Source organism: Halorubrum sp. AJ67 (assembly GCF_000513435.1).
On record NZ_CBVY010000007.1, the window covers coordinates 31,470 to 57,040 of the forward strand.

At 55.3% G+C, this 25,571-nt stretch carries 26 protein-coding genes; 23 read left to right on the forward strand and 3 right to left on the reverse strand.

The features are described 5' to 3' along the window. Positions 1–18: 18 nt before the first annotated feature. The gene (locus BN903_RS15800; RefSeq protein WP_079890616.1) at positions 19–888 is read right to left on the reverse strand and encodes a serine protease; all 870 of its coding nucleotides are present in this window, start codon (positions 886–888) and stop codon (positions 19–21) included. A 221-nt stretch (positions 889–1,109) separates the two neighbouring features. Between BN903_RS15800 and BN903_RS07910 the strand changes: the two genes are divergently transcribed. From BN903_RS07910 to BN903_RS15810, 9 genes are all read left to right on the forward strand, one after another. Continuing rightward, complete coding sequence (locus BN903_RS07910; RefSeq protein ID WP_048077229.1) at positions 1,110–4,955, forward strand: Eco57I restriction-modification methylase domain-containing protein; 3,846 nt, start codon at positions 1,110–1,112, stop codon at positions 4,953–4,955. A 134-nt stretch (positions 4,956–5,089) separates the two neighbouring features. Beyond that, the gene (locus BN903_RS07915; protein ID WP_048077230.1) at positions 5,090–5,380 is read left to right on the forward strand and encodes a hypothetical protein; all 291 of its coding nucleotides are present in this window, start codon (positions 5,090–5,092) and stop codon (positions 5,378–5,380) included. Then, entirely contained in the window at positions 5,373–5,705 is a 333-nt protein-coding gene (locus tag BN903_RS07920) for a hypothetical protein (RefSeq protein WP_048077231.1), read from the forward strand. Before BN903_RS07915 ends, BN903_RS07920 begins: the two co-directional genes overlap by 8 nt. 18 nt (positions 5,706–5,723) lie before the next feature. Continuing rightward, complete coding sequence (locus BN903_RS16665; protein WP_154018093.1) at positions 5,724–5,882, forward strand: hypothetical protein; 159 nt, start codon at positions 5,724–5,726, stop codon at positions 5,880–5,882. Positions 5,883–6,000: 118 nt separating this feature from the next. Beyond that, a complete protein-coding gene (locus BN903_RS07925) occupies positions 6,001–6,438 on the forward strand; it encodes a hypothetical protein (protein ID WP_048077232.1) in 438 nt (145 codons plus the stop codon). A 79-nt stretch (positions 6,439–6,517) separates the two neighbouring features. Then, complete coding sequence (locus tag BN903_RS07930) at positions 6,518–8,044, forward strand: hypothetical protein (protein ID WP_048077233.1); 1,527 nt, start codon at positions 6,518–6,520, stop codon at positions 8,042–8,044. A 34-nt stretch (positions 8,045–8,078) separates the two neighbouring features. Continuing rightward, the gene (locus tag BN903_RS17380; protein WP_195155756.1) at positions 8,079–9,599 is read left to right on the forward strand and encodes a hypothetical protein; all 1,521 of its coding nucleotides are present in this window, start codon (positions 8,079–8,081) and stop codon (positions 9,597–9,599) included. Between the two features lie 97 nt (positions 9,600–9,696). Next, positions 9,697–10,530, forward strand: coding sequence for a phage head morphogenesis protein (locus BN903_RS16670; RefSeq protein ID WP_048077235.1), 834 nt, complete (start codon positions 9,697–9,699; stop codon positions 10,528–10,530). Between the two features lie 256 nt (positions 10,531–10,786). Then, complete coding sequence (locus BN903_RS15810; protein ID WP_079890617.1) at positions 10,787–11,920, forward strand: PQQ-binding-like beta-propeller repeat protein; 1,134 nt, start codon at positions 10,787–10,789, stop codon at positions 11,918–11,920. Positions 11,921–12,311: 391 nt separating this feature from the next. On the opposite strand, the gene BN903_RS07950 is transcribed toward BN903_RS15810, so the two are convergent. Then, on the reverse strand, positions 12,312–13,133 hold the full coding sequence (locus BN903_RS07950) for a hypothetical protein (protein WP_048077237.1): 822 nt from the start codon (positions 13,131–13,133) through the stop codon (positions 12,312–12,314). Here BN903_RS07950 and BN903_RS16675 point away from each other — a divergent pair. The 10 genes from BN903_RS16675 (at position 13,126) to BN903_RS18045 (ending at position 19,783) form a co-directional block, all read left to right on the forward strand. Further along, positions 13,126–15,282, forward strand: a complete 2,157-nt coding sequence (locus BN903_RS16675) for a hypothetical protein (protein WP_195155757.1) — start codon at positions 13,126–13,128, stop codon at positions 15,280–15,282. The two genes, BN903_RS07950 and BN903_RS16675, sit on opposite strands and share 8 nt — an antisense overlap. A gap of 143 nt (positions 15,283–15,425) precedes the next feature. Beyond that, on the forward strand, positions 15,426–15,812 hold the full coding sequence (locus tag BN903_RS07955) for a hypothetical protein (protein WP_048077238.1): 387 nt from the start codon (positions 15,426–15,428) through the stop codon (positions 15,810–15,812). 15 nt (positions 15,813–15,827) lie between these two features. Then, on the forward strand, positions 15,828–16,148 hold the full coding sequence (locus BN903_RS07960) for a BppU family phage baseplate upper protein (RefSeq protein WP_048077239.1): 321 nt from the start codon (positions 15,828–15,830) through the stop codon (positions 16,146–16,148). Next, the gene (locus tag BN903_RS07965) at positions 16,145–17,359 is read left to right on the forward strand and encodes a hypothetical protein (RefSeq protein WP_048077240.1); all 1,215 of its coding nucleotides are present in this window, start codon (positions 16,145–16,147) and stop codon (positions 17,357–17,359) included. The genes BN903_RS07960 and BN903_RS07965 overlap by 4 nt, the downstream gene beginning before the upstream one ends. A 116-nt stretch (positions 17,360–17,475) precedes the next feature. Continuing rightward, a complete protein-coding gene (locus BN903_RS07970; protein WP_048077241.1) occupies positions 17,476–18,309 on the forward strand; it encodes a phage major capsid protein in 834 nt (277 codons plus the stop codon). 48 nt (positions 18,310–18,357) lie between these two features. Continuing rightward, entirely contained in the window at positions 18,358–18,690 is a 333-nt protein-coding gene (locus BN903_RS07975) for a hypothetical protein (protein ID WP_048077242.1), read from the forward strand. A gap of 76 nt (positions 18,691–18,766) precedes the next feature. After that, positions 18,767–18,925 carry a hypothetical protein gene (locus BN903_RS16680; protein ID WP_154018097.1) on the forward strand — a complete coding sequence of 53 codons (159 nt, stop codon included), beginning with the start codon at positions 18,767–18,769 and terminating at the stop codon, positions 18,923–18,925. After that, positions 18,925–19,251: an HK97 gp10 family phage protein gene (locus tag BN903_RS07980; protein ID WP_048077243.1), complete on the forward strand. Its 327-nt coding sequence runs from the start codon at positions 18,925–18,927 to the stop codon at positions 19,249–19,251. The genes BN903_RS16680 and BN903_RS07980 overlap by 1 nt, the downstream gene beginning before the upstream one ends. Then, positions 19,248–19,640, forward strand: coding sequence for a hypothetical protein (locus BN903_RS07985; protein WP_195155758.1), 393 nt, complete (start codon positions 19,248–19,250; stop codon positions 19,638–19,640). Before BN903_RS07980 ends, BN903_RS07985 begins: the two co-directional genes overlap by 4 nt. Before the next feature lie 2 nt (positions 19,641–19,642). Further along, a complete protein-coding gene (locus tag BN903_RS18045; RefSeq protein WP_228841064.1) occupies positions 19,643–19,783 on the forward strand; it encodes a hypothetical protein in 141 nt (46 codons plus the stop codon). Here BN903_RS18045 and BN903_RS15815 read toward each other — a convergent pair. Next, positions 19,771–20,406 carry an IS6 family transposase gene (locus BN903_RS15815; RefSeq protein WP_079890618.1) on the reverse strand — a complete coding sequence of 212 codons (636 nt, stop codon included), beginning with the start codon at positions 20,404–20,406 and terminating at the stop codon, positions 19,771–19,773. The two genes, BN903_RS18045 and BN903_RS15815, sit on opposite strands and share 13 nt — an antisense overlap. A gap of 88 nt (positions 20,407–20,494) precedes the next feature. Here BN903_RS15815 and BN903_RS07990 point away from each other — a divergent pair, with 88 nt between their 5' ends. The 4 genes from BN903_RS07990 to BN903_RS08010 all read left to right on the forward strand — a co-directional run bounded on the left by BN903_RS07990 (position 20,495) and on the right by BN903_RS08010 (position 25,569). Further along, positions 20,495–20,839, forward strand: coding sequence for a hypothetical protein (locus tag BN903_RS07990; RefSeq protein WP_048077245.1), 345 nt, complete (start codon positions 20,495–20,497; stop codon positions 20,837–20,839). A gap of 50 nt (positions 20,840–20,889) precedes the next feature. Beyond that, positions 20,890–22,089 (forward strand): hypothetical protein, encoded by a 1,200-nt coding sequence (locus BN903_RS07995; protein ID WP_048077246.1) that lies wholly within the window; start codon positions 20,890–20,892, stop codon positions 22,087–22,089. A 96-nt stretch (positions 22,090–22,185) separates the two neighbouring features. Further along, positions 22,186–22,638: a hypothetical protein gene (locus BN903_RS08000; protein ID WP_048077247.1), complete on the forward strand. Its 453-nt coding sequence runs from the start codon at positions 22,186–22,188 to the stop codon at positions 22,636–22,638. 270 nt (positions 22,639–22,908) lie between these two features. Then, the gene (locus BN903_RS08010; protein WP_048077249.1) at positions 22,909–25,569 is read left to right on the forward strand and encodes a phage tail tape measure protein; all 2,661 of its coding nucleotides are present in this window, start codon (positions 22,909–22,911) and stop codon (positions 25,567–25,569) included. Positions 25,570–25,571 lie beyond the last annotated feature (2 nt).

Below are 25,571 nucleotides of genomic sequence, written 5' to 3' on the forward strand. Positions count from 1 at the left end.
GATCTGTCTCTTCGCTTTCTACAGCAATAACGGAGTCGTCGGCTTCACGTCTAGCGAAACTACAGAGCCAATTCTTTCTATTAATTCTTCTTCATCATCGGTATCTTTGAGTAGAATATTTAATATGATGATATTGATCAGCTTCGCGTACCAGCCTGCGTTGAGATTGAGTCGTTCCATTCTGTCCCCGTCGGCTCTCTCATAATTTCCTGAGTGAATCCCTAACAGTGCGAATCCTCGAGAACTAGTTCTTAGTCCCCCAGTAGCTGGATTTTTTAGTGTCCGTGGGCCAGCGACAATTGGGCTTCCACTCATTCCTGGGTACATCATCGCATCTGTGATAAATTTCGGTTGTTGCTGAAACGCCAACCCGAATGGAGTAGAAATACGTGCATCCCTCAAAAGCGGAATATACGTATTAGAATCAAGGAGGCCATCTGGATATCCGACAACCAAGACGACATCTCCACCAGAGACGATCCCGTCACCTTGGAGAATCATTTCAGGCGTGAACGCCAAACTCCCTGTCTCAACTGACGGATTACTGGTATTGATTTTCTCGGAAAAATCAGATAATCGCTGATTAATAGGGATAACAGCAATATCAACATCATAATCTAATGCCTTATTGGAAGTATATTCAAACCAATCCTCGCCGATGCCGTCTTCAAGAGAAACAGTGATCCAACTTATATTGCGTAGCTGGTTGTAGCTTCGTATAAAGAATATAATTTCGTTTGCATTTTCTGCATCTGAAGGTGCAAGGAGATGTTTATTCGTAATCAAATATGTTTCATCTAAAAAGTTATAGAAGAATCCAGTGCCAAAATCATCTCTATTTCCTATTTTAATTTGTGTAACGGTTGCGTATACTGGATTAATCCCCATTCCATTTCACCATGTAGTAATGTGAGCATATAACACATATATGTTTCTAGATTATTGTGTTTGAATCGAGATATAGATTATGTGGTGATAAGGTGGAGTTAGTGTGAGAAGTGTTCGCCCCGACTTGGATCTCCATCCAAACCAACTGTATACCACGTTTCCGATGACACCGCAAACTCGTACACACACTTTCATATCGTCGGGTGCGAAAGCCGTCATCAATGTCGGCCTCCGACGCACAGACTGAGTTTGACTTCGACGAGTTCGACACCACTGTCTCTGACGACGATGTCGATCTCGTAATCAACACGATCGACTCGTGTATCACCAGCCTTCGCGAGCAGTACACAGATGACGACGATCTTGATGACACGTTTTCCCGAGGACGGGGCGAGTACGTCCCCCGATCGGACTTCACAAGGGATCAGCTCGATCCCGAACCACTGACGCAGGATCGCGTCATCGAACCGTTGCTCGAGGTGCTCGGCTATTCTGACTACGGTGCCGAGGCCGGCGACTTCTCTTCGACGCGTGGCGAACAAGCCGACTACGCCGTGTCACTTCGTGACGTCGATAGTGTTGACTCGAGCCGGCTCCTGATCGAGGCGGAACCGTTGAAGAAACGCATGGAAGATCGTGGGCACGGAGTCGATCAGGTAAAGTCCTGGCTGAGTAAGCGCGAATTCGAGTCCGACTTTGGCTTCGCTACTGACGGACTCCGGTGGATCTTTATTCGGTACGATGCCGACTCGTACACGCATACGACTGTCGCTGACGTCGATATCCAACCCGTCTTTCTGACGCTGTTCGAGAATCAAACCGGGCCATCAGTAGCCCCAACGGACGCTGTCCCTGAAGAGGAACGCGAGCTCGTCGCTGAGCTCATCCAGACGTTCGACTTCGACAACTTTCGTTCGATTATCGACGACGCGCAGGAAGTCCTGAAGGAAAAGCAGGAGGCGATAACGGACGAATTCTATGATGACTACATCCGGTATGTGTTCGGCGTCGACGAGGGCGACGTCGATGGGGAACGTCGAGCTCGGAGTCTCGTCGGCGACGGTGTCATCCCACCGGACGAAGCGGACGGTGACGATACACGCCTGTTCTCCGTTGAACTGATGAATCGGCTCATTTTCATCAAATTCCTTGAAGACAAGCGCATCGTCCGGCCCGACTTACTCCGGACGATTGTCGATACGTACGAGGACGGCGTCTACCCACAGACGATGTACAAGTCGTTCTTCGATCCGCTGTTTTACGACGTGATGAACGTCAAGTCGGACGAGAGAGAGTCGCACGTCGATGATATAGAACTCTACTCCGACATCCCGTATCTAAATGGTGGCCTGTTCAGGCCCGAGCTATCTGCGGATTCCGACGTCGACGAGCGCGGGTTCAACGTCCGAGACAGCGTTCTTGAGTCAATCATCAACCTGCTCGAACGCTACCAGTTCTCTGTCGATGGTGGGCCGGCTGACATCGATCCGTCCGTACTGGGCTCGGTGTTCGAGAAAACAATCAACTACCTCACGACAGATGCGGGCGATCAGAACGCCGACTTGGGTGCCTACTACACCCCCAAGGAAATCACTCGATTCAGTGCCGAGCAGACGGTTCGTCCCGCACTCAAGGATCGGTTCTCCGAGATACTCGTCGAAGATCGTGGATGGCCTGAGGCGGAGATAGAACAGTACGATACGCTCTATGAGCTTATCGATGGACTGGCTCCGTCGACGGATTTGATCACAACATTGCTTGACGACGTTGACGAGCTCTACGTAGTTGATCCCAGCATGGGCTCCGGACATTTTCTCACATCTGTCGTTGAGGAAATAACAAATATTCGCATGGAGCTGTGGGCGACGTTAGAAGAGTCTCCGCCTCGTCATCGCGTGAAGAAGACAACTGTACAGTCCAACATCTACGGCGTCGACATCATGGAGCCGGCCGTCGAGATCGGGAAGCTTCGTCTGTGGCTCTCGATCGTCTCAGAGCTTGAGGAGGAAGACGTCGACAAGCTCAGCACGGAACGATTGGCACTTCCGAATATCGCGTTCAACGTTCGACAGGGCAACTCGTTGATTGGCTACGTTGGCTTCCCTGAGGAAACAGATGATGGCCTCGCAACGTTTGAACGGTGGACTGAGGATAGTGTCCGATCACGATACGAGGATGTCATTGAAGAGATTGAGCTCCACGAGGAACTAAACGCGTTCCCAGAGGAAGCAGAGCAGCATCGTCAGAACGCGCTTTCATTGTTACGAGAGTATCGTGAAGATCTCGACGAAGAGATACTCGCTGACTTCCGTGATATCGTTGACGGTGTCACTGACGACGATCTAGACAGTTACACCCCGTTTCATTGGGTACTCGAATTCGCCGAGGTGTACGCTGACGGGGGCTTCGACGTCATCATTGGTAATCCGCCGTGGGATAGGCTACGCCCAACGCGGGACGACTTCTTCATGCGATACGACGAAGCGTTTCATTCCCTACCACCAGAAGCCAAGCAAGCGAGACAGAACGAATTGCTAGACAACTCAGATATTGAAACGGAGTGGGACTCCTACAAGCGTGAGATAGAGATAATTACTGAGTACTTCCATAACTCAAGCGCGTATCAGCTCCAAGATCCCGTTATTGATGGAATTGGGCAGAGCACAGAGAACGATTTGTCGTCATTGTTTCTCGAACGAGTTTTTGACTTATCTAAAGATGGAGGATATATCGCACAAGTCCTACCAGGGACAATTTTCAATGGAGCATCGACGAAGGATCTCCGTACACACCTCATTGACGATACGTCTGTCAAATCAATCATCACCTTTGAGAACAGAGATATCTTCGAAGCCGTTGACGGACGATACAACTTTGGAGTGGTAGTGACAAAGAATTCTGGCTCGACATCCGAGTTGAACGGAATATTTCAACAGCATGGATTAGATGTTGTTAAGGAATTTGACGATCGTGCTTTGAGAATACCTGCAGATGTCCTGCTTGAATACTCTCCCAAGGCACGGATTTTTCCGCAGTTGAAACAGCAGCCAGAAGTTGATATTATTCGTCAAATAATCACACACCCGCCGGTGGCGGAGAAACTTGAAAACAAGTGGTTTGCAACACCCTATCGTGAATTAGATCGAACAAATGATTCTGATCGGTTCATAGAAAGTTCTGAGGAGGGAGACTACCCTGTCTACGGTGGAAGTAACATCTATCAATTCAACCATGATCCAACATTTGTCGATATCAATCCCCCTGAGTTCTGGAGTGTTAACGAAGATGTAGCCCCTGAACAGAGCGCAAAACAGCGCATTCGAGAAAAGAACCTGCGGAAGCTTAAGCGAGCAATCTACGATGCGTTTGATGGATCTGGATCCCAAGTCGGATTTGTAAATGATCTACTGGAGAAGCACCGGGGGCAGGAGCTTTCAGCAGACGATGTTTTGCTTGATTGTACGCGTCCGCGAGTTGTGTTCCGAGACGTTACGAAATTCACAAATGAGCGAACACTCGTCACGGCTGTAATCCCAGACAATATCGTCTGTCACAACAAACTCCACACGATTCGCCCGTACGGGATCACTCCATCCGAGGATGATCTGTCAGCGTCACCACTACACGAGATGTATGAGCCGATATTCACTGACAAAGAACTGTTTGTCGCTGTCGGACTACTTGGTAGTATTCCGTTTGACTATCTCATGCGGACAAAGATCGACACTAGCGTTGTGATGTATAAATTCAAAGAGTCACAAGTTCCCCGCCTTACCGAAGGTGACGACTGGTTCGAACACATCTGGACGCGAGCTGCGAGGCTCAACTGTTACGGCGATGCGTTCGTCGAGATGCGAGATAGGCTCGATATCGAAGCAGCGACGGATCCCGACGAACGGGAACGGATCCAGGCGGAACTCGACGCTGGTGCGTTCCACGCCTACGGCCTTGATCGCGAGCAGACGGCGTTCATCCTCGACGACTTCTACCAGGTACAGAACCCACGCCGGATGACGGACGGGTACTTCGATCTCGTGCTTGAGAAGTTCGACGAGTTTGCAGAGTAGGCCAACTCCCTTCTAACGCGCCGTCTTCGCTACCTATCCGGTTGTGAAGTGTTACTACAGTGGGTAACATAGTACCAGACGGGTTGTCGGCGACTCGCCCAATCTCTCCACATCTCTCTCTATCTTTTCTTCCAATGCCTGCCAATGATCCACTCGACGATGTCGCGCTGAATACCTACGAAGTCTCTGTCCCGATCGAATTTGACGCGTTCGAGACGACTGAGGCAGCGTCGCTAACGGTTGCTGAGACGGTGGCCCAGTCGATTGTCGCTGAAGTAGACGAACTGTCTGACGACGACGTCTCGTACGTCTCAACGCAGGTTTCGTTCGACATGGATGGCCTCGAGGACGCGTTCGACGACGACGAGATCGAAATTGCCACCGTCCAGACGCGGACGGAACTGGCGGTGATGGACGATGAGTGACGATCAAGTCGAGTGCGACTACTGTGGCCAAGAGTACGACAAGCGCGGGATCGGCGCCCACGAGGCCCATTGTGACGAGGCTACCGAGGAGGAGATGCAACCCGACTCGGGTGCCTCCGATCTATCCACCTTCGAGGCCGAAGTCCGAGCTCGCGACGATGGACAGTGTGCCCGCTGTGAGAGCATCGAGGCACTCGTTGTCCACGACGTTGATCCAGACGTTGAGCAGGAACGCGCAAACGCTGTCACCCTCTGTGAGCAGTGTGAGGACGAACTCACTGGACTCCATCCTCTCACCAAGCGAACGAAGATTGGCGCGCAGTAATCTACCGACTTTCTACCAATGACTGACTACACCGAGGACGTTGTCGTCGAAGCTCGAGTACCCGTCGAACACGCCGAATACCTCGAAGAATGGGCAGACGTTGTCGGATGCGACGTCGCTGACGTTGCCGGTGACAGCATCTCGCAGTTCCTGGAGGAGCAACCAATCAATGACTGACGAACTTTTCGCCTACTGTCCGGAGCACGATCGCCTGTTCGAGAACGAGAGTCTGATGGCACGCTATCAGGCAAAGGCTGGCGGACACGACTGACGCGGTTTCCGATTTACATATATTATGGCTAACGGATCACGTGGTGCCCCTGAGGGCAACGACAATGCGGTATCGCACGGACTCTTCCAGTCTCGCGAAAATCTGCGGAACAACCTCTCCGATCGTGAGGAGCGACTTCTCGTCGACGTTGCCGTCGACTTGATCGAGCGGTTCCCCGACGAGGCAGACGTTGGCGCCTACGAGCGAGGTGCGATCGAAAACATCGCGCTTGACACCATCAAGCGGATGCGGGCGAACGAGTACATCCTCGAGAACAACTTCATCGACGAGACTGAGAAGTCGAATCGGGCCAACCAGGTGTACTCGCGAATCATGAGCGATACCACGGCCGAACTGGAGAAGCTCGGGCTCCTCAAAGAGGGCCCAGCTCTCAAGGACGCGGAGGCATCCGAAGACTGGATGGCTGCCATTTCGGATGCCACCGATCGAGCTGGCGACTGACGTCCTGTCTGTGTAGAAGTTAACCAACAGTCACCCCCGAACGGTGGCCGGTGTTGGTTAACTACTGATTCTTGTCGCAATGTCCGCTGAGTCGGCGAATAACTTGCAGCTGTTTGTCGAGGGTGAACAGCGGTACGCTCGGTTCGCAGAGCACGTGCTCGATCTCAACCTCGCAGATACGCAGACTCGCATTCTGAGCGACGTCACTCAGCACAAGAACACCGTCATTATGTCCGGGAACGGTGTCGGAAAAAGCTACGCTGTCGCCGTTCTCAACCTCGCGTTCCTCTACTGCAACCCCCACGGCTCGGTGATGATGACGTCTGGCTCGTACGCCCAGATGTCGGACACAGTGTGGAGCGAGATGAAGTCGCTGCTGAAGGACGCACGGGATCGCGGATTCCCGCTACCGGGGACGATGAAGGAGTCCCCGCCTCGTATCGAGTTCGACGATCACCCCAGTAAGGCGTTCCGTGCGATCTCGACGACGAATCCAGGTTCTCTCGAAGGACGCCACGCTGAGAAGATGCTCGTCATCGTTGACGAGGCGGACAAGCCCGAAGTTGGGACGGACGTCATCGAGTCGGCCCGCTCCTCAGTGACGGACGACAACGACAGGTTCCTCGTCATCGGCAATCCGCCCCGTTCGGAAGCGAATTCAATGTACGATCTCCTCGCAGGGGACAACTACCACACTATCAATTTCTCCTCGTTCGACTCCAACAACGTCCGTGTCGAGGCGGGACTCGACGACGGCTCGACGATACCTGGCCTTGTCGGACTCGAACAGCTTGAGGAGGACTACGCGCTGTGGAACAACGACGATCTGCCCGACGTCGAGGAGGCAATGTCGCAGGTTGAGGCCGACGAGGACGGTATCCTCCGCCCAACGAAGGACGGACTTGACGAGCGCTGGGTTCGACGTCGACTCGGTGCTATCCCCGATGACGGGACTGAGTCTGTCCGCCCGTTCTATGCGAACGATGTCGCTGGTGCGGAAGCACGATGGGACGACGTCGGCTTCCTCGACACCGAGTACTGTGCGTTCGGCGTCGACATCGCCCGTGGCGGTGACGACAGAACCGTCGTCATCGGTATCACTGAAACTCGGGCCGACGTCCTCGTCGACGTCGAAGCGCCTGGGGATCACCGTCGCAACAAGCAGTTGGTAATGAACGCTGTCGGAGACGACGACGGCGTCCCAGTTGTCATCGACGCAGTCGGCGAAGGAAGCGGAGTAGCCGACGAGCTCGACACTCGGTACAACATCACCAGGTTCAAGCGTGGATCGAACGCCCGAGAGCCAAATAAATACTACAACGAGCGTTCTGAGGCACTCGGGAAGCTTGGTGAGTGGCTTGAAGAGGGTGCCATCGAACGTGACTCCGATCTCGCATCCGAACTGCGTGCTGCTTCTCGCCACATCGAGTTTACTGAGAAGTCGACTCGGAGTGCGCAGGCGTGGACGGCGACGTCGAAGTCCGATCTGAAGAAGTCGGACAAGATGGGGCGTTCGCCCGACTTAGTGGATGCGTTGTCGCTAGCAGCGTGGGGAATGAACGCAGGTTCCGAATCGAACGCGGGCTACGGCTTCTTCACGTACTAACTCAGAAATTTAACTTTCTTGATATTCACATCTAATGAGTCTTTCAGATAGAATCCGCAGTCGGACGAACCAAGCCCGTGAGGCGCTTCTCTCCACGGCAGATCCACAGACAAAGCAGTCTTCAGGTGATTACTCAGGTTTCACTGTCCGGGGGGAAACCAACAGTATCAGTCCCGACTCAGGGGACATCGAGGCCTACTGGGAACAGTATCGATCGAACCCACTCGTCCGTCGTGGAATCAACATCTACGCGTCTGACGTGGTGGCACCTGGGTACAGAGTCGAAGCCATCGATGACGATCTCGTCGACGAGCTACTTGAGTGGCTTTCGGGGGCAGCCATTGTCGCTGGTGAGTCCAACCAAGACTTCGTTGAGATCCTCGAGGGTTCAGTCGTCCACGAGGAGGTTCGTGGATCGTGTATCGTAGAGAAGATTCCCACCAAGGAGAACCCGGAGGAGACGTGGGGATTCCGACTCGTCAACCCGAGTACTGTTGAGGCGTACACGTACGACTCGCAGGCTGTCCTCATTCGCCCCGACGACACTGACGTCAGTGGTGTCCAATTGACGCCTCGTGGTGAGGCAGCAGCGTACGGGCAGTGGGGCAATGGTGCGCTCGCTGGCCCGTTCAACAAGGACACGGTGTATCTGAGCCAGGATGACATCATCAAGATGGTTCACGATCCCGACACAGCCGATATCTTCGGCAATTCAACTATCGAGCCAATCTCGAAGGAGATCGCCGAGTTGGATCGGATGTTGTCCGACGTTGGCGAAGCCGTCCATTCGAAGGGGTACCCCCACTGGGTGTTCAAACTCGGCGAACCGAACGGTGACGCCCAGAACCCGCGTGCGGGCATCTGGCCCGAAGAAGAGATGACGTCGTACCGTGATAAGCACAAGGCCGGGGAGTGGGACGTTGAAGACAAGGACTTCGTGCCTGGTGACGTTGAGATTGACACGATTTCGTCCGACGTCCCCGAGATCGAGGAGCTTCTCGACTGGCTCGTTGAGGAGATTATTTCGGCACTCCCGGTTCCGAAGTACAAGCTTGCCCACACCGACAGCATCAATCGGGATGTCACGAGCGAGCAGACTCCCCAGTACGAGCGCCGTGTGGAGGCGAAACGGCACAAACTTGAGAGTATCTTCACGCCGGTTCTGAAGGAGAAGGCAGCGCAGCTCGGATACAGTGATGAGGCAGTTTCGAGCGTCCAGCTGACTATTGAGGAACCCACCGAGGAGAACCCGCTTCGACGCGACGGGTTCGACGCCGACGAGTTCGCGACGCTCGCCCAGGGACTCAAGGCTGCGACTGGTGAGGGCGAAAGCCCCCGCGATATCGTCCCCGCTGAGGAGATGCGTGGGATACTTGGCCTTCCTGATGTCGACGAGGCCGAAGAGTCGGCCCTCGAATCGGGACTCGACGAGTCGGATGCGAACGTCCAGGCAGAGTTCGAAGAGCTCTATGGCGAGCCAGCTACCCCCGACTCAGTCGGCGACGGTGGCGATGTCGAGCTCGACACCTCCAGTGGTGAGGAGGATTCGGGCTAAGTCGGACTCCAACGCCCAATTCGTCTCCTCGCTGTCTGCTGTTTCTGTCGCACGCGGTATTGCTTCTCAACTATCGATACTTCACCAACACACACCTGTGCCAACCACTGATCCGACGCGAACCAAGACTCTCCGAGACGCCTTCGGCAGCGATGCCAGCAAACGATTCCGCAGTATCAAGGGCGACGTTCGCGAGTCGGTTGAGGAACTAGACATCCTCCAGCTTGGCACCCAGCGTGCCGTCAACAGCGCTCCGGATCCACGCGAGTACGAGTTCCTTTCGAACCCAGAAAAGCGTCAGCGCTTCCAGGCGTGGCTTAGAGAGCAAGTGGACAACGGAGTGCTGGAGACGACTAGTGGGCGCGCTGTCCGTCGTGGCGAGCACTGGACAGCACAGTACGTCCAGAAAGCGTACGCCAAGGGTGTCACTGACGCAGGTGCCAAGATTCGCCAGCAAGGGGGCGACGCCCAGGTGCTCGAGAACCTGGAAGATATCTTCAACCAGCCCGTTCACTCGTCGAAGATCGAGCTGGTGTACGCACGGGCCTACGACGGCCTCGAGGGTATCACCCAGGAGATGGACACTCAGATATCTCGCGAACTCTCGAAGGCGATCTCTCAGGGGTGGAACCCGCGGAAGGCAGCTCGGAAGATCAACGATCGTGTGGACAAAATCGGGATGACTCGGGCGAAGACACTGTCGCAGACTGAGATCATCCACGCCCATGCTGAGGGCACGCTGGATCGGTTTGAGTCGGAAGGCTTCACTGAGGTGGAGGCCGACGTCGAGCACCATACAGCCGGCGACAGTCGGGTGTGTCCGAAGTGTGCGTCGTTACAGGGCACCACGTACACGCTGGAGGAGGCACGAGGGCGGATTCCGATCCACCCTAGGTGTCGGTGTACGTGGGTACCAATTGTCGACGACTGATTCTCGCTGTTTCTGTCGCTTACGTAATGTTTGCCGAATATTCTCTTTATCACCCCACTAATGCCCCTAATCTGGACTGACGACGACGGGTTTGTGACTCGGATTCATTATCGCCCATCCATGGTAGATGATGCGAACCGACAGGATTCTGAATACGTTTCTAGCATTCCATCATCACCTGGTGATTTGTCTGAAAATGAAGCCCGAAAAAATCTGTACTACTCGGATGAACTAGGAATTCGCTACGTATAATCATATGTCATTTGATACTATATTCGTTCCAGCGTTTGGAAGTGACGCCAGTAGAATACTAGAAATCGACAACGAGACAGGCGATACTGTAGCATTTCATTCGGTTAGTGATTCTGTCGGTGGTATCGATCGAGATGCCGATGGAAACGTCTACGCAATAGTCGGCCAGTACCTCAAAAAATATAGTCCAGATATGAATCTCATCTGGACTTCTGGTGAAACGTACTCAACCACGGTAGTTGAGGTTGCTGATAATGGGAATGCTATTTTTGTAGGTGGTGGTAGCCGGATTATTCGACTTGATCCCGATGGATCGATTGTCTGGAACAGCTATGACACTAATATAGGCTGTCTAGATATGTCGTACGATGGTGGTGACTATTTGTACGTCCAGGCAGCTGATGACTCTGAAGATAGACGGTACGGATTCGCCAATGGCAACGATTCTGCGGAAGAACTTGTAGGGTATAATGACGATTCTTCGGGTATCCTCCACCACAACGGATCTCTGTACAGTACCGAATTGACTACGTCTAACTTATGGAGATCAGATACCTTCGTTGAAGGGAGTACTATCAACGATGGAAACTTCACTGTGTCCAACTACACGAACTTGGATATGGATAGGGGCGGACTATATACAGCAGGAAGTGGTGGAAAAATTGCCCATCTTGATTTTGACGGGAATACGCAGTGGGAAGTGAGTATTTCTGGAAGTCCGTATTTTGTAGGTATCGATGTGTCACCTGACACGTTGTGGGCTTCTTCTGATGCTGGGTTATATCGAATCGATAAGTCTGATGGGAGTGTGCTGTGGAAGAATACAGACACACAATTCAACTCTACTGCTCACGAATCGCTTGGTGGGTTCCCCAATTTAGACAGCTACGGTGGTGCGAACTGGGAGGTTACTGTACAGATATCGGGGACTGCCACAGTCGATGGTGCTTCCACCAGTGATGTTGAGATCCTGGTTATTGACGAAGATAGCAACGCGTTCGGAGGCCGAACCACTACTGATTCAAATGGGAACTGGACTGTGGAGGCCCCAGACAGTACGCTACACGTTGTAGCACAGTACAAGGATGCGGATGGGAACGTCTTCAATACTGAGAGCTACCCGTACGTGAACAGCTAATAATGGAGTACACTCCACCTCTCAATGATGACATTGGGTTCGATCTGACGCAGGCAGACGACTACGGCACGACAAATATCGAATTTGGGCTTGACGAGGGGAACCTTGCGTCAGCGACGGCTGTCACCTCGTCGGCGACAATGTCCCAGCCTGATGTGACGCCTTCTCGAGAGTCGTCAGCAATGGCCGTGAGTGTTGGGGTGGACGTGTATGAACCGACGGTGACTCTCTCACCGGTTCCACCGTACGATCCTCCGAAAGCAGACAGTGTCCCGTTCCAGTTGACAGAGGCTGGAAGCTACGATAACAATACTCTGGACTTTGCTCTGGGTATTGAACAGACGGTTGTCGAGGCGTCAGCAACGACGGAGATCTCGACGACTACCCCGACTCAACCCGAAACGGTAGCCACGTCTACCTCTCCCGCTACCGTTGTTGGTACAGTCGGCAGTGTGTCGTCACCCACGACAGTATCCACGTCGTCACCAGCTGGTACTGGTATGTCACCAACCACCACACCGACATCGCCGACGGTTGGTGCCACAGTTGGATCCAGTGCTGGAAGCATCAGCGCTGGTTCCAGTACGAACCTGCCAAGCGCAAGTGTCGGACTCACTCCAACGTCAACACTACTGAGTGCGACGTCGACGCCGACTGCGGTGTCTGGTGTGGCGATGTCGGCACCTACCTCGTCTACGCTTTCGGCTTCCGTGTTACCCACTGTGTCGTCTCTCACGACGGCCGTCTCGTGTAACACGACATCGACGACTGCGAGTGCGTCACCATTCACCGTCAGTCGACTTATCACCGAGACGGCGAGTGCGATCCTCCACGGGGCGACGTCGGACACGACAGAGCCGATGTCCGAGGCGATCGCTGCGCCTGTTCCGTCACAAGCTGGTTCCAGTGTGTCCACCACCCAGCCATCTGCGCTTTCAGGGAAGACGGCACTGTCTGCGCCTACAAGTGCCAGTTCGATCACGGATACCCCAGGGGTAGCGTCAACGGCAGCCCCATCCGTAACCGAATTAGATGCTATGTCGGCCCCCACCGTGCCACAGGGACTCGTCACCGTTGTTGGTGACGCCGAGCTCGTCACCGACACTGCGTCGACGTCGACGTCGACGATCTCGGGGGCAACCACTACTCCGGAGACGACTGTCGAGGCCGACGCATCCACGTTCCAACCCAGCACTCGGGTGAGTTTGCCCATACCCGATTCGCGATTCCTGTACGGGATGGACGGTAGTAATCTCCGACAGATTGACGAGGATCTCAATCTCGTTTCTGAGGTTGACTTAGGAGATAACTACAGTCAGATCAAGATGGATTCCGATAAGAACCTCTTCGCGAGGAGTGACTACGGGATTATCTCGCACACTCCAGAGGGAGATGTTCGATGGGAAGTGGAATTAGACGATCACAAAGCAGAAATCTCTGTTGACGACGGTGGCAACGTATTCGTTGCTGACTACCTAGGGCAGGTAGAGAAGTACGACGCGAAAACCGGGAACCAGGACTGGAAAAGTGGGACGAGGCTCAATTCTAGTTGGGACGGGACTGTTCCTGACGGAGAGGGTGGCCTATACGTCCTCGCTGCTGGTGACGCGTACCACGACAAGAAGGTTGCTAGAGTCCGTAGTGGTGGGTTTGTTTCTGCGAATATACTTGACACCAGTGGGGACATGTCTCAGCCAGTTCTTGATCCTCAGACTGGTGGCGTCACGTTCTTCGACAGCGGTGTACTGCGGAAATTCGACTCAGCACTTTCGGAAGTCAACACAGACTCGTCGGTATCCCAGATTAACTGGCGTGTCGATCCGAAGGTTGGCCAAGATGGTTCGATATACTTCGCCACTAAGACGGACAACTCGTTCGGCCTTCTGAAGTACAACTGGGGCAGTGGTGTCGTGTGGGAGACTGAAGTTACGGAGACGCAACGAATCACTGGGATTGATCAGTTATCTATCACTCCCAGCGGAGATCTATATGTCAGCTACGGGTTCCCGTACGAGTTCGGGAGATACAACGCAGACACTGGTGTTCGGACAGATCAGTGGGGATCGCCAACTCTCAGGACATTCCTCATCTACCCGGACTACCCGCAGTGTAGTGACGCGTGGGGGGATGAAACTCGTGTCAGTACCCCCGGAAAGGGTATCACGGGAGAGACTACTACGCCGACGCCTGGTGGCTCCGGATTCAGCAGCGTCTCGGGTGGGGGCGCAACGGCAACAGCGTCGTCCACAACTGGCACTGCGTCGGCTGGACTGACTCCGGATGTGGAAACGACTGTGTCGGCTCCAACCCCGACAATGCCGTCCAGTGTGTCACGCACTGCGCCTAGTGTCGAGGGTGACACGATCTCCTCGACGACGACGTCGGTTCCGACTCCGACTGTTGGTGTCGACATGACGGCAGCACCAGTTGCTGGTGGAACCGCTACTACGGAGCCGGTGAAACACGCCACCGCTACGTCTGGAGTGACTCGTACAACTGGTGCGACGACACCCCAGCTGCCCAGTGGGACTGTCCTCGTTTCGATGGAAGCGACGAGTACTACCCACAACACACCTGTGTACACTCCAAGTGTCGTGTCACAGGCAGCCCCAACGGTTGCGTCCAACGCAGCCCAGACGACATCGCAGCCGATTGTGGGCGCACTGAAGGGAGTCAGTGCTGGCACAACATCGCTGGCTGTCCAGTCAACGATGTACGGTGCGGAGACACTGCTTGACGCCGTTCGAGCAACGAAGCTCGCGGTGTTGACAACGACTGGGGCACCAACTACTGACACGACAACGTCTTCCACTGCGTTACTCACGGGTGCGACTGGTGAGACGGCAACACCGCTTGCTGAAGCAATAGCTGGCGTGTACGGTTCTGGGGCGACTGTGGCGCCGACGTTGGATCCAGCAAGTGGATTGTCCGGTGCTACTGTCCACGGTAGTCTGGTGTCGACTCCAGTGGCTCTGAGTACCCCTCAGACGGCGTCCGGTGTTGAACTACTGGCGGTGCCCGTTCGGGAAGCAACTGCCTCTCTGTCTCCGTCAGTGGGCTCTCTCGGAGTCTCACAGGCATCGCACGTCGACTCGACAGTGTCCACAGTTGTCCCCGACGGCACCACCAGCGCAGCTGTAGTCTCCCAGCTCTACAGTGCGCTTGCGACGCCACTGGTGCCGTTCGGATACGATCCGCGACTCGCGGGCCCAACGAGTGGTTCGAACCGGCTACAGGGCCAAGACTCCTCGAACAGTGCGTCACTACGTTCGAGTCGGAATCAGTCCGACGTCGTTGGCGGATCGAACAGTTCCACGCTGAATGTCTCCACCAACGAGATCGACGTCGAAGTGACTGAGTAAGTCGGTGTCGAACCACGCAGAGGCGTACACGCTACCTATCTGTCTGTGAAGTGTTAGTACCCCAGGGCGCATAGGGTACTGTGTACGCGTTCTTCTGACTACGGACAGTTTTGCGAATAACTGACGCGATTTTGTCGCTACTTATGGCATTTCTTCATGACGAGGGAGAGCTTCTCGTCCTTGACAACGCGTTTAATGGACGCGATGTTGAGGTTGGGCTCTTCGATGACACTGTCGATGCGATTGCTGAGGGAGATAGTTATGCTGCGATTAGCACCGAACCGGATGGTGCTGACTACGCAGTCCAGAGTGTGACTGGGCCAACCGTTACGCAGGACGCTGGCACTACGTCTGTCGAGATGGGCGCGCTTTCGTACAACGTCTCTGACGCGACGACGAGTGTCAATTACGTCTACGTTCGCGACGCCACCTCTGGTGATCTCATCTTCACGAATGCGCTGGATCAGTCATACGATCTTGGTTCCATCGACACGTTGGATCTCTCCAATGTGGGAATGGAGCTGGACTAACGCTTACTGATAGACATGGCTGAGACGTTCTCTCTCGCAGTTGGCGATACGGCACCAAGCATCCAGGCTGTCCTTCGCGACAGTGTCGGTGACGGTGTCGATCTAACTGATGCTGACGTCCAGTTCCAAATGCGCCAGCCTCGCGGTGGGGACGTTCTCATCGACAAACCGGCTGACGTTATTGACGCAACAGCTGGTGTCGCACGCTACAACTGGAATGCGTCGGACACGAACGAGCTCGGACGGTATCGAGCCGAGTTCGTTGTAACGTACAAGTCGGGGGCTGTCGAGACGTTTCCGAATGTTGGCGCACACGACATTGTAATCACACGATGACTACTGAAACCACTGACACTGTCGAGCACACGACGACGTCCTCGAACCCTACCGGAGTCGCCCGGTGTGAGGCCCTCGAGGATCAGTCGGAGCCGTACACCGTCCACGGTGTCGCCATCGGCGCCAATGAGGTTACGTTTGGCTCCAACGGGCCCAAGTTCTGGCCTGACACGGCGCTTGAGGCTTCTGTACAGTCGCTCGTCGGTGTCCCACTCAACAAGAACCATGACGACAAAACCGTCGAATCAGTCGTCGGAGAAGTCATCGATGCTGGGTTCGAGCCCGGCGTCGGTATCGTCTTCGAGGCCGAAATCGACGACGAGGAACTCGCTACCAAGGTAGCACGGGGACGACTCGAAGTCTCCGTTCATGCCTTACACGGCGACGGTGGGCGCACCAGCGAAGGCGAAGTGATTGTCGAGGATGTTCGCTTCCTCGATCTCTCACTCGTCCCACGCGGTGGTTCGCCGAGCAACTACGTTGAGGCTGGAGAGCACCCCAGTGAAGTGCTGGCCTCGCTTTCCGAGTCCGACGTCGATGCGATCCTCGCGACGAGTGGTTCTGATTCTACTACAACTATGACTGACGAGAATACTGACGACATCGAACCGGACGACGAAGAAAGCGAGATGGAGTCTCGCAGCCCCGGCTCTTCGCCAGGCGAAGAAGCCGAGGAAGCCGAAGTTGAAGCCGACACTGAGTCGGAAGATACCGAGGAAGCCGAAGTTGAAGCCGACAACGAGTCGGGGGATACTGAGGAGGCTGAGGTTGAGGCCGACGACGAGTCGGACGACACTGAGGAAGCCGAATTACAGGGCGACGAGCTTCGTGATGAAGTCGCGACGCTTCGTTCCCAGAACCAGGAGCTTCGTAACGAGCTCGAGAGCGTTCGTCTCGAGTATGCGAGCCAGCTGTCGGAGGACACGGCCTTCGAGGCTGAGATGCTTGCGGAGAAGTTCTCGTTCGACGAGCTTCGCGAGACGTTCGACGAAGCCGAGGCCTCGCTTGTCACCTCCAACGACGACACGTCGGAGGCAACGCCGGCACCCCAGACTGGGGGCGACGGTGACGCCGAACTTTCCACTGGTGGCGAGTCCGAGTCCGACGCCGAAATTGCTGAGCTGGAGTCCCAGATTGAGTCGTATGACTCGATGGGTTGGGACGCTGCCAAGCGCGATGCTGAGCAGCGTCTCGACGAACTCCAGGCTTAGACACTAACCCACGCGAGCGGGGTTCGCTCGCACCTTTTCTGCTGACTTCGGATGTCCGTTTTCAGCAGTTCCGTTTCTGAATATCAGTTTTCTGATATCTCAATTTCGATTCAACAATGAGTACTATTCTCTCTAACGACGTTATCAGTCAGGAAGCAGTCCGCGCTGAAGTCGAATCGTACGCGCAGTCGAACCGTGTCTTCCGTCAGGCGTTCCACCCTGTCGACAGCACGGGCATCGACTCGAACACCATCGAGATTCCTGTTCTCGACGAGACTCGCGCTGCGGGTGTCGTCGACGAGGGGACGGCCTACCCGTCGGCTGGTGACGCGACGCGAAAAGTCACTGTCGAGCACGATAAGTACGGTGTCGAAGTCGAGCTCACCTACGAGTCCGTCGAGGATGCGCTTCTCGACGTTGTCAACCTCCATACCAAGGAGCGAGCACAGGATCTCGCTGACGCCCTCAACGAGGCTGCGTTCGCGGAGATCAGCGAGACTGACGGTGGTGGCAACCTGGTGAACCTCCAAGGCTCCGTCATCGGCGATGGTGCCGGCGCACTCGCGTACGAGGACGTTGTCGACGCCATGACGGCCCTCGAGGCCGAGTCGTACAACCCAGATCTCCTTATCGTCAGCGCCCAGTCGAAGGGCAACCTCATGAAGTCCGAGGCCTTCACCCGCGCCTCCGAGCTCGGTGACGACGTCGTCCGCGACGGTGCCTTCGGACAGGTTGCCGGTGTCGACGCCATCGTCGACGACTCGGGCCTGACTAGTGCTGGCGAGGCGATGATGTTCGACTCCGCCCGGTACGGTATCGAGTCCGAGCGCGAGGCGATGACTTCGCAGAAGTACGAGAAGGAGTCCGAGAACAAGATCGTCTTCCAGGTGCGGAATCGCCTGGGCTGGAAGGCGATCCACCCCGAAGCTGGCGTAAAGATCGAGGCCTAAACGGGACTCTTCTCGCTGACGTAACACTCTCTCCTTTCTTTTCCACTCATGCCACGGATTGTTCCTCACGACGTCTCCGAAATCCTCGAAACCGAGCTCGATGTGGGCGACTTGTCCGCCTTCATCGAGGACGCGCACATTGTCGTCAACAGACGGTGTAAGCCGTTTACCGACGACGAAAGTGCGCTTGCTGACGTCGAGACGTATCTCGCAGCGCACATTGCGACTGCGAAGGAGCCCCGTGTGTCCTCGACGTCTGGTGCCGTCACCAAAGTGACACTCGACACCGACGCCGATCGCTACTGGAATCGGGCACTGTTGCTCGATCCAACTGGGCGACTCAATTCTCCCCAGCGTGGCTACTCCGTCTACTCGACGTAGCCACATATATAATTTCTGATAGGTATTTATGAATCCCAATTCGCCTTCGAAGTCGCGAGAACCGCGTGATGACGAAATGCACCCCAGTCAGTACGAGTACCCACCAGGGCTGATGCCTGACGCAGAGCCCGAGTACGACTGTATCCACGCTTGTGGAGAAGTCACGATCTACGAGATCGACGACTTGGCTGACACTCGAATCAAGTCGGATGTCTACATGCCAGTGATGCGCTGATGGCGGGCATCACGATGCTTGGCCTCGACGGTGTGCTGGATGCGCTCGACTACGATGGATTTGGATCGCGGAAATACCGTGTTGGGACGAACGTCGAGTACGCCGTCTACGTCGAATACGGGACTGCCTCGAACCAAGCACAACCCTTCCTTCGCCCAGCTGTCGAACGGGCAGTCAGCGAACTTGATCAGTACGCAAGTGACGTCGACAGTGTTGACGAGCTAATCGAGAAACTCGCCATTAAGATCGAGGAATACGCCAAGAAGAAGGCGCCCGTTGATACTGGGAACCTCCGGGGTTCGATCTCTGCCCAGAGAGTCGCATGACTGCGCCTGGACAGGCTGCGATTGCTCGCGCCCACTCAATGCTGGGACGCGACTTTCGCGTCATCAACTACGAGTTTGAGGCGAACTGTGGAGGCGAAAATCCGTACGCCGACGGAGACTGGGTGGAGGCCGACATATCGCCCCAGGTGGCTCCTGCGACGATTGACTTCGGGCACGAACCTGAGCGACGTTCGGGGCAAGGAAACGGTGTCCAAGTCGAGCAGGACGCTGTCATCTACCTCCAGCAGGGAAGCGTCGATATTCAACCCGGAACTGGTGACGAAGAACGCGCAACCGAGTTCGTCGATATTGAAGTGGGTTCGGAGTACCGCGCTGTCGCAGTTGAAGAGCAACTCCACCTCACTGCCGTCCACGTCGAGGAGATCTAACTATGCCTGAAACGATTCCGGATCCCAAACTGACTGTCCGCGATATCCTTCGCGACTTGTGGGACAACGGTTCTGTCTACGAGGCGCTTGGCGATCGCGACATCCACACTGGGTGGTTTGACGGTAGTGTTCAGATAAGCTGATTCCATGCGAAGGCGAAGGATCTGAGCCACTCGTTTGCCGTTTCTGCTTCGGCGTTGCTGAAACAGTTTGAGAAACTGGTAGTTCTGCGTTTTACCTCACGAAAAACACGTTCGACGCTGTTCCGATTTCCATGTCGTTCGTATCTGAAATCGAGGCCGTGTTTGCGACAGGCTCGCTGAAGTGGAGCCGCGCCATCAACGAGAAAGATCGCGTCATCTACATCGTGTTTTTCGCGGAGTTCCGCGAAAAACCGGTCTGCGATCGCGTTATTTCTTGTCGGCTCAAGCCGTGTGTGTAGTAAATCGTTCGAATCAGGATCGACAGCAGCGTACAGCCAATATTGTTCATTATCGAGTTGAATCACAGTCTCATCAACCGCGACGTGATTCGGCTTCCGGCCAGTTTCTGGCTGTAGATCGGCTTTGTGAACCCAGTTATGAACGGTCGATCGAACTCGATCAACACCGAATATCTCAAGAAATGAAACAGTATTCGAAAGCGATAGTCCAGACAAGTGGAGCTGAATACTGAGCTTCATCAACAGCCTCGGTGTTGCTTCTCGCTCCACAAACTCTAAGTTGATCTCGTCTAAACAGCCGCTGAGGCGGTCGTTTTCTGGCATAGAACACTTTGAAAACGTACCGCCTCAATTTCAAACCTTATCTGAACACCGCCGGTTTGACGACGGCAAGGGTTTCCCTCAAGTCGCAGTGTCAAATCGTGATGAGAACGTCGCAGGTGGCGGACAGACTGGTTTCTCGGCGATTGCCGGCGACGGTGCCGGTGGCGTCCAGAGCCGAACAGGCACCGTCCTCGTGACTGCCTTCGCCGGTTCTCGCGAGGACTACGACATCACTCGGGGCCAACGACTGCAGGCCGAGCAGATGGGCGACGAAGTCTCGCGCGTCCTCGGCCACAATCAGTCGCCAAGTGAGTATCTCACGCTGGCCGTTGGCCCGCGCACGGATCTCGTCGACGACGACGCGAGTCCGACTGAGTATGCCGTCCAATTCCAGGTACAGTACACCTGGACGAAGGAACCGCCCCGTAACTAACGCTACTCCTCGCGAGTAGCACCGTTTCATTTTGCTGATACTTTCTATTCATGACTAATCAAGCGACTCAGGCTGACACTGGCTTCCGTAACCACCGCGTCGAGTTCGTCCGCGAAGACGAGCCCGGCGTCACTCCGGCTGATCCGAAGTTCGAACTGTTCTCGGATACGCTCGAGACGGCTTTAGTGTGGAGTGCGGATGCCAACGTTGAGGCACAGCGCGGACTCGGTGACTACGAGATTCAGGATCACTTCACTGGCGCAGAGGATCACTCTGTCAGTGTCGACTACCATCTCCAGCGGTTCTTCGTTGACGACTCTGGTAGCCCACTTGATCCCGCAGGCGATGCCCTCGTTCGGGACGATGAGGGTGGGATTCGAAGCACCCATACCGTCGTCGACAGGGCTGAGTACGATGGGGCCCGCACGTTCGTCGTTGCGCGTGGTGCCTATCCGGATCTGAGCGATCTGTCGGGCGATCCGTCGACGGCGCTGCCGATGGTGGCTAGCCTCGAGTACGAGGCGAAGCGCGTCCGGATGTTCCGAGTCGAACAGCCTACCGGTGAGACGCTTACCGTGCGTTCGACGTCGGCCTCCGACACGTCCCAGACGTTGACGATTGAGGGCGACGGTAGCGTTCCGTCCGAAGACGTCATGCTTGACGGCACGACGGCTGTCACCACGACTGAAACGTTCGACTCCATCGACGCGTTCGAGCTCGACTCAGAGTCTGCCGGCGACGTCGTCGTCGAAGATGGTTCTGGCAATGAACTCGTCCGACTTCGTGGCACGGATAGCTACGACGGGGCGATTGGCGATCTCGGTGTCCCTGCGCTTGGTGCCGGTTCGCACGCCAGCGCTATCGGTGGTTCCTACGAGCACTTCCTTGACGACTACATCAGTCAGGGTGGTTCCCAGATGGCTGCCGAGGTGCGTTCTGCTTCGTTCTCCGTTGACAATGGCTACGAGAAGAGCGCAGTGATGGGGACGGCCGAACAGGCCATCCACGTCGGAGCCCAGGAGCTCGAATTCACGGCCAGTGTGGCGGGGAACTTCGCCCACCACGAGAACCTCACGGATCACCTCGAAGGCAACGAGTTCGATCTGGTGTGGGAGATGGACGGTGGCACTGTCACCTTCACTAGCGCTGTCCTCACGGGCCTTGGCGATGTCGGGCCCGAAGCCGGGGAAGTCATCTCCACGATGGACAACACGTTCCAGCCCAAGTCCGTCGACTTCACTGCGAACTAGACGTCGAGTGCCAGTGACTACCCCGTTTTTTGTCGCAACTTTTGGGGGACACACCCCTGTGGGAGCCCCAACTCCCACTAAAGCGAGACTGACACTATGACTTCCAACAATTCTGACGATCTGAACATTGCACAGCCTGAAGACTTCTTCGTCCAGCGCGATTCGGACGACAACCTCCAGCCGGTTACTCAGCCTCTCCCTGGTGTCGAACAGGAGATCCGAGTTGTCCCCATGAGTATGGGCGATCTCAACGAATATGGCGACGCCAACGGGCAGCTGAACCCGGCGGATCTGTCGGATGAAGACATCGCCGAGATTCTGAACGAACACTGGTACGACGTCCGAGAGAACGATGACTTCGACGTCACTGCTGAGAAGGTTGACGAAGACATGATCGGCTTCGGACTCGAGGCGCTGATTCAGGCGATTCTCCGCGCATCTGGTTACGACATGCAGAATGCGCTCAACCTGGAGAACCTGGAGATGCTCGATCAGGTTCCCGAGGGAAAGTTAGAGACGATGATGGAGCTGGCCGAGAGTCAGCGCTGAGGGAGAAGGCACTCTGGATCAAGCAGATCCACGATAACGGCTACCAATTCATCGGTGACACATCTCTCTATAAGCTGACTGTTCGAGAAGTTCGTGTTCTGCTTGAAGGGGCATCTGCCCAGAACGAGGAGAAGGCGAAACAGTCCGGCAACTCGCGCGGTTCTGGCCCACACGAGCGAGCCCCTGGACAAGCGCGCCAGTCCGATGAAGAGTGGGTGCAGCAGCTGAGCGATCAATAGACTACGAATTATCATTTTTTATATATAACTGATGAGTTTCACCCCCAGCGGAGATCAAGAGCTCGCAATCGAGATATCTGCCGAAGACAACGCCTCTGGTGCGTTTGGCAACGTAGAGGGTTCTGCGCTTGGGATGAAAGAGGCCGTCGCTGGTGCCGGGGCCGTGTTGGCTGGCGCCGGAGTGGCTGGCCTTGCTGGCGCAGCAAGCGCAGCTGCTGACTTCGAGAGCGCGATGGTGGAAGTTGAGAAGGTGACGAATGCCGAGACAGCCGAGGCGATGTCTGGCTCGGTTCGAGAACTCGCTGAGACGATTCCACTCGCACAGAAGGAACTCGCTGGGATAGCAGCTGACGCTGGCCGGTTCGGTGTGGAAGGGCCAAAGAACATCGAGAAATTCACCGAGTCGACGGCGAAGATGGCGTCGGCGACGGACTTGAATACGCAGGAAGCGGGGCAGGCGTTCGCGAAGCTTACTGAGTTGACTGGCACCCCGATTTCTGAAGTCGAAAATCTCGGTTCGGCCATCAACGAGCTCTCCAATAACACGGCAACGAGCGCCCAGGAGATTACCGACTCGATGATGCGCTCGTCTGGAGCCCTCTCTTCGCTCGGGATGAGTCAAACCGAGATCGCTGGGATGTCCGCAGCGATCAACGAAGTCAGTGAGTCCTCAGAGCGCGCTGGGACTCGAATGCGTCGGCTCGGACAGGAAATGGTGAATCCGAAGAAGGTGGGCGATCTGTCGTCCGCACTCGGCATGACGAAGTCCGAGTTCGAGGAGATGCGTGAGAAGTCACCCGACGAGCTGATGCTCCAGATGGCAGAGGCGATGAAGCAGGGTGGCGACGAAGCTGACGCACTGAAGAACGCCCTCTCGACGACGTCACGCCAGGCGCTGACTGGACTTGCGCAGAACATCGATGGGACGAGAGAAGCCCTCGAGATGTCCAGTACTGCCTACGAGGAGAACACCTCTGTCCAGGAGGAATTCGAAGCGTCCGCGGATACCTTCAACAAGAAGCTTCAGACGCTCAAGAATCGCCTTCGCAACGTTGGAATCGTCATGGGGAATCAGATTCTCCCCATCCTGATCACCGCGATGGAACGTCTGGGCCCACTCATCGACGGCTTCTCTGAGGTAAACGAGCGGATGGATGGGATGCCAGCTCTCATCGCCACACTCGGCGTGGCGCTGACTGGCCTCGGAGCAATCGCCGTCACTGTTGGCCCGGCAATCGTGGGCGCACTCTCTCCTGTGCTCTTACCGGTTGCAGCCATCATGGCTGCTGTTGGTGCACTCGGATACGCTTGGAAGAGCAACTTCGGCGGGATTCGAGACACCACACAGCAGGCCTGGAGCACTCTCAAACCCGTTCTGATCGGTATCAGGGACACCCTGGTGATGGTATTTGAGGAGTACGCGATGCCGGTGATCCAAAACCTCAGAGCGGTTGCTGAGGAGGAGTTCCGGGCAATTGAGAAGCAGATTGTCCCGACGATGGATCACATTGGCAATGTCGTTACTGACGTGCTCTCATTCCTCGGCAAATTCTGGGACAAGCACGGCGAGAGGATAATGCAGATTGTCGAGACGAATTTCGAATTCATCGAGCTCGTAGTTGGGACGGTGATGCGGGCGATTTCGTCTCAGATTCAAATCATTCTCGCACTCATTCGGGGCGACTTCGACGAAGTACTCAAAATCGTCAAGGACTTCTGGACGACGACGTTCGAAGACATTCTGGGCTTCATCAAGGGGCCGTGGTTGAAGGGCATCAAAGCCAGCTTCGGACTCCTCTTCGACGTTGTTACTGGTGTCTTCAAGAAGCTGTACAACGTCCTCATTGGGAACTCGATTGTCCCAGACACGTTCAACGAGATTCTTTCGTTCATCACTGGGTGGATCTCGTCGGCGAAGAAGACGTTCAAACAGTTCTTGGGCTCCGTCTTCTCGATTTGGAAGGGTGGGCTGACGCGTGTCTACAATTTCTACAAGGATACGTTCTACAAGATTACTGACTGGATCAAGAACACGGGTGCGACGCTGTTCGGTTCAGCGTTCGGCTCGATTCTCGACACCATCGTCGGTGTCGTCGACGATATCCGGACTGAGATCAACGTAATCGTCGACACTATCATTGCGAAGATTCAGGATGCGCTTGACTTCATCACCGAGCTGAATGACTTCAACTTCGATATCGATTGGCCAGAACCGCCCGATATCGTCGAAGATGCATTCAACGGCGATCTCGACATAGACTGGCCAAGTGCGCCAAACCTGGGTGGTGGATCGTCCAGTAGCGGTAGTAGCTCGTCTAGCGACGACGATGGCGATGACGATGAGTACGATGGTGGCGGTTCACTTGGGACTCCTGGCCCCACGTGGGGACTCGCAAGTGGTGGCATCGTCACTGATGCAGTCAACGCTGTCGTCGGTGAGGGCACCGAAAGCGAGGCCGTCCTCCCGCTGTCCAAACTCTCCCAGCATCTCGACACTGCGTACGAGGTAGGAGCCGAGACGGTTTCCACAGGTGGTGTGTCCCGTAATCCCTCGTCTTCCAGCGAAACCTCGTTGGCTGCAACGCTACGCGTTGAGGGAGATAACGATCTCGCGGAGCTGATCCGAGAGAACGCAGAGCTCGTCATCGAAGAGAACGAGACGTCGAAGTCGAACCGCATCGCGCGGATGTAAAA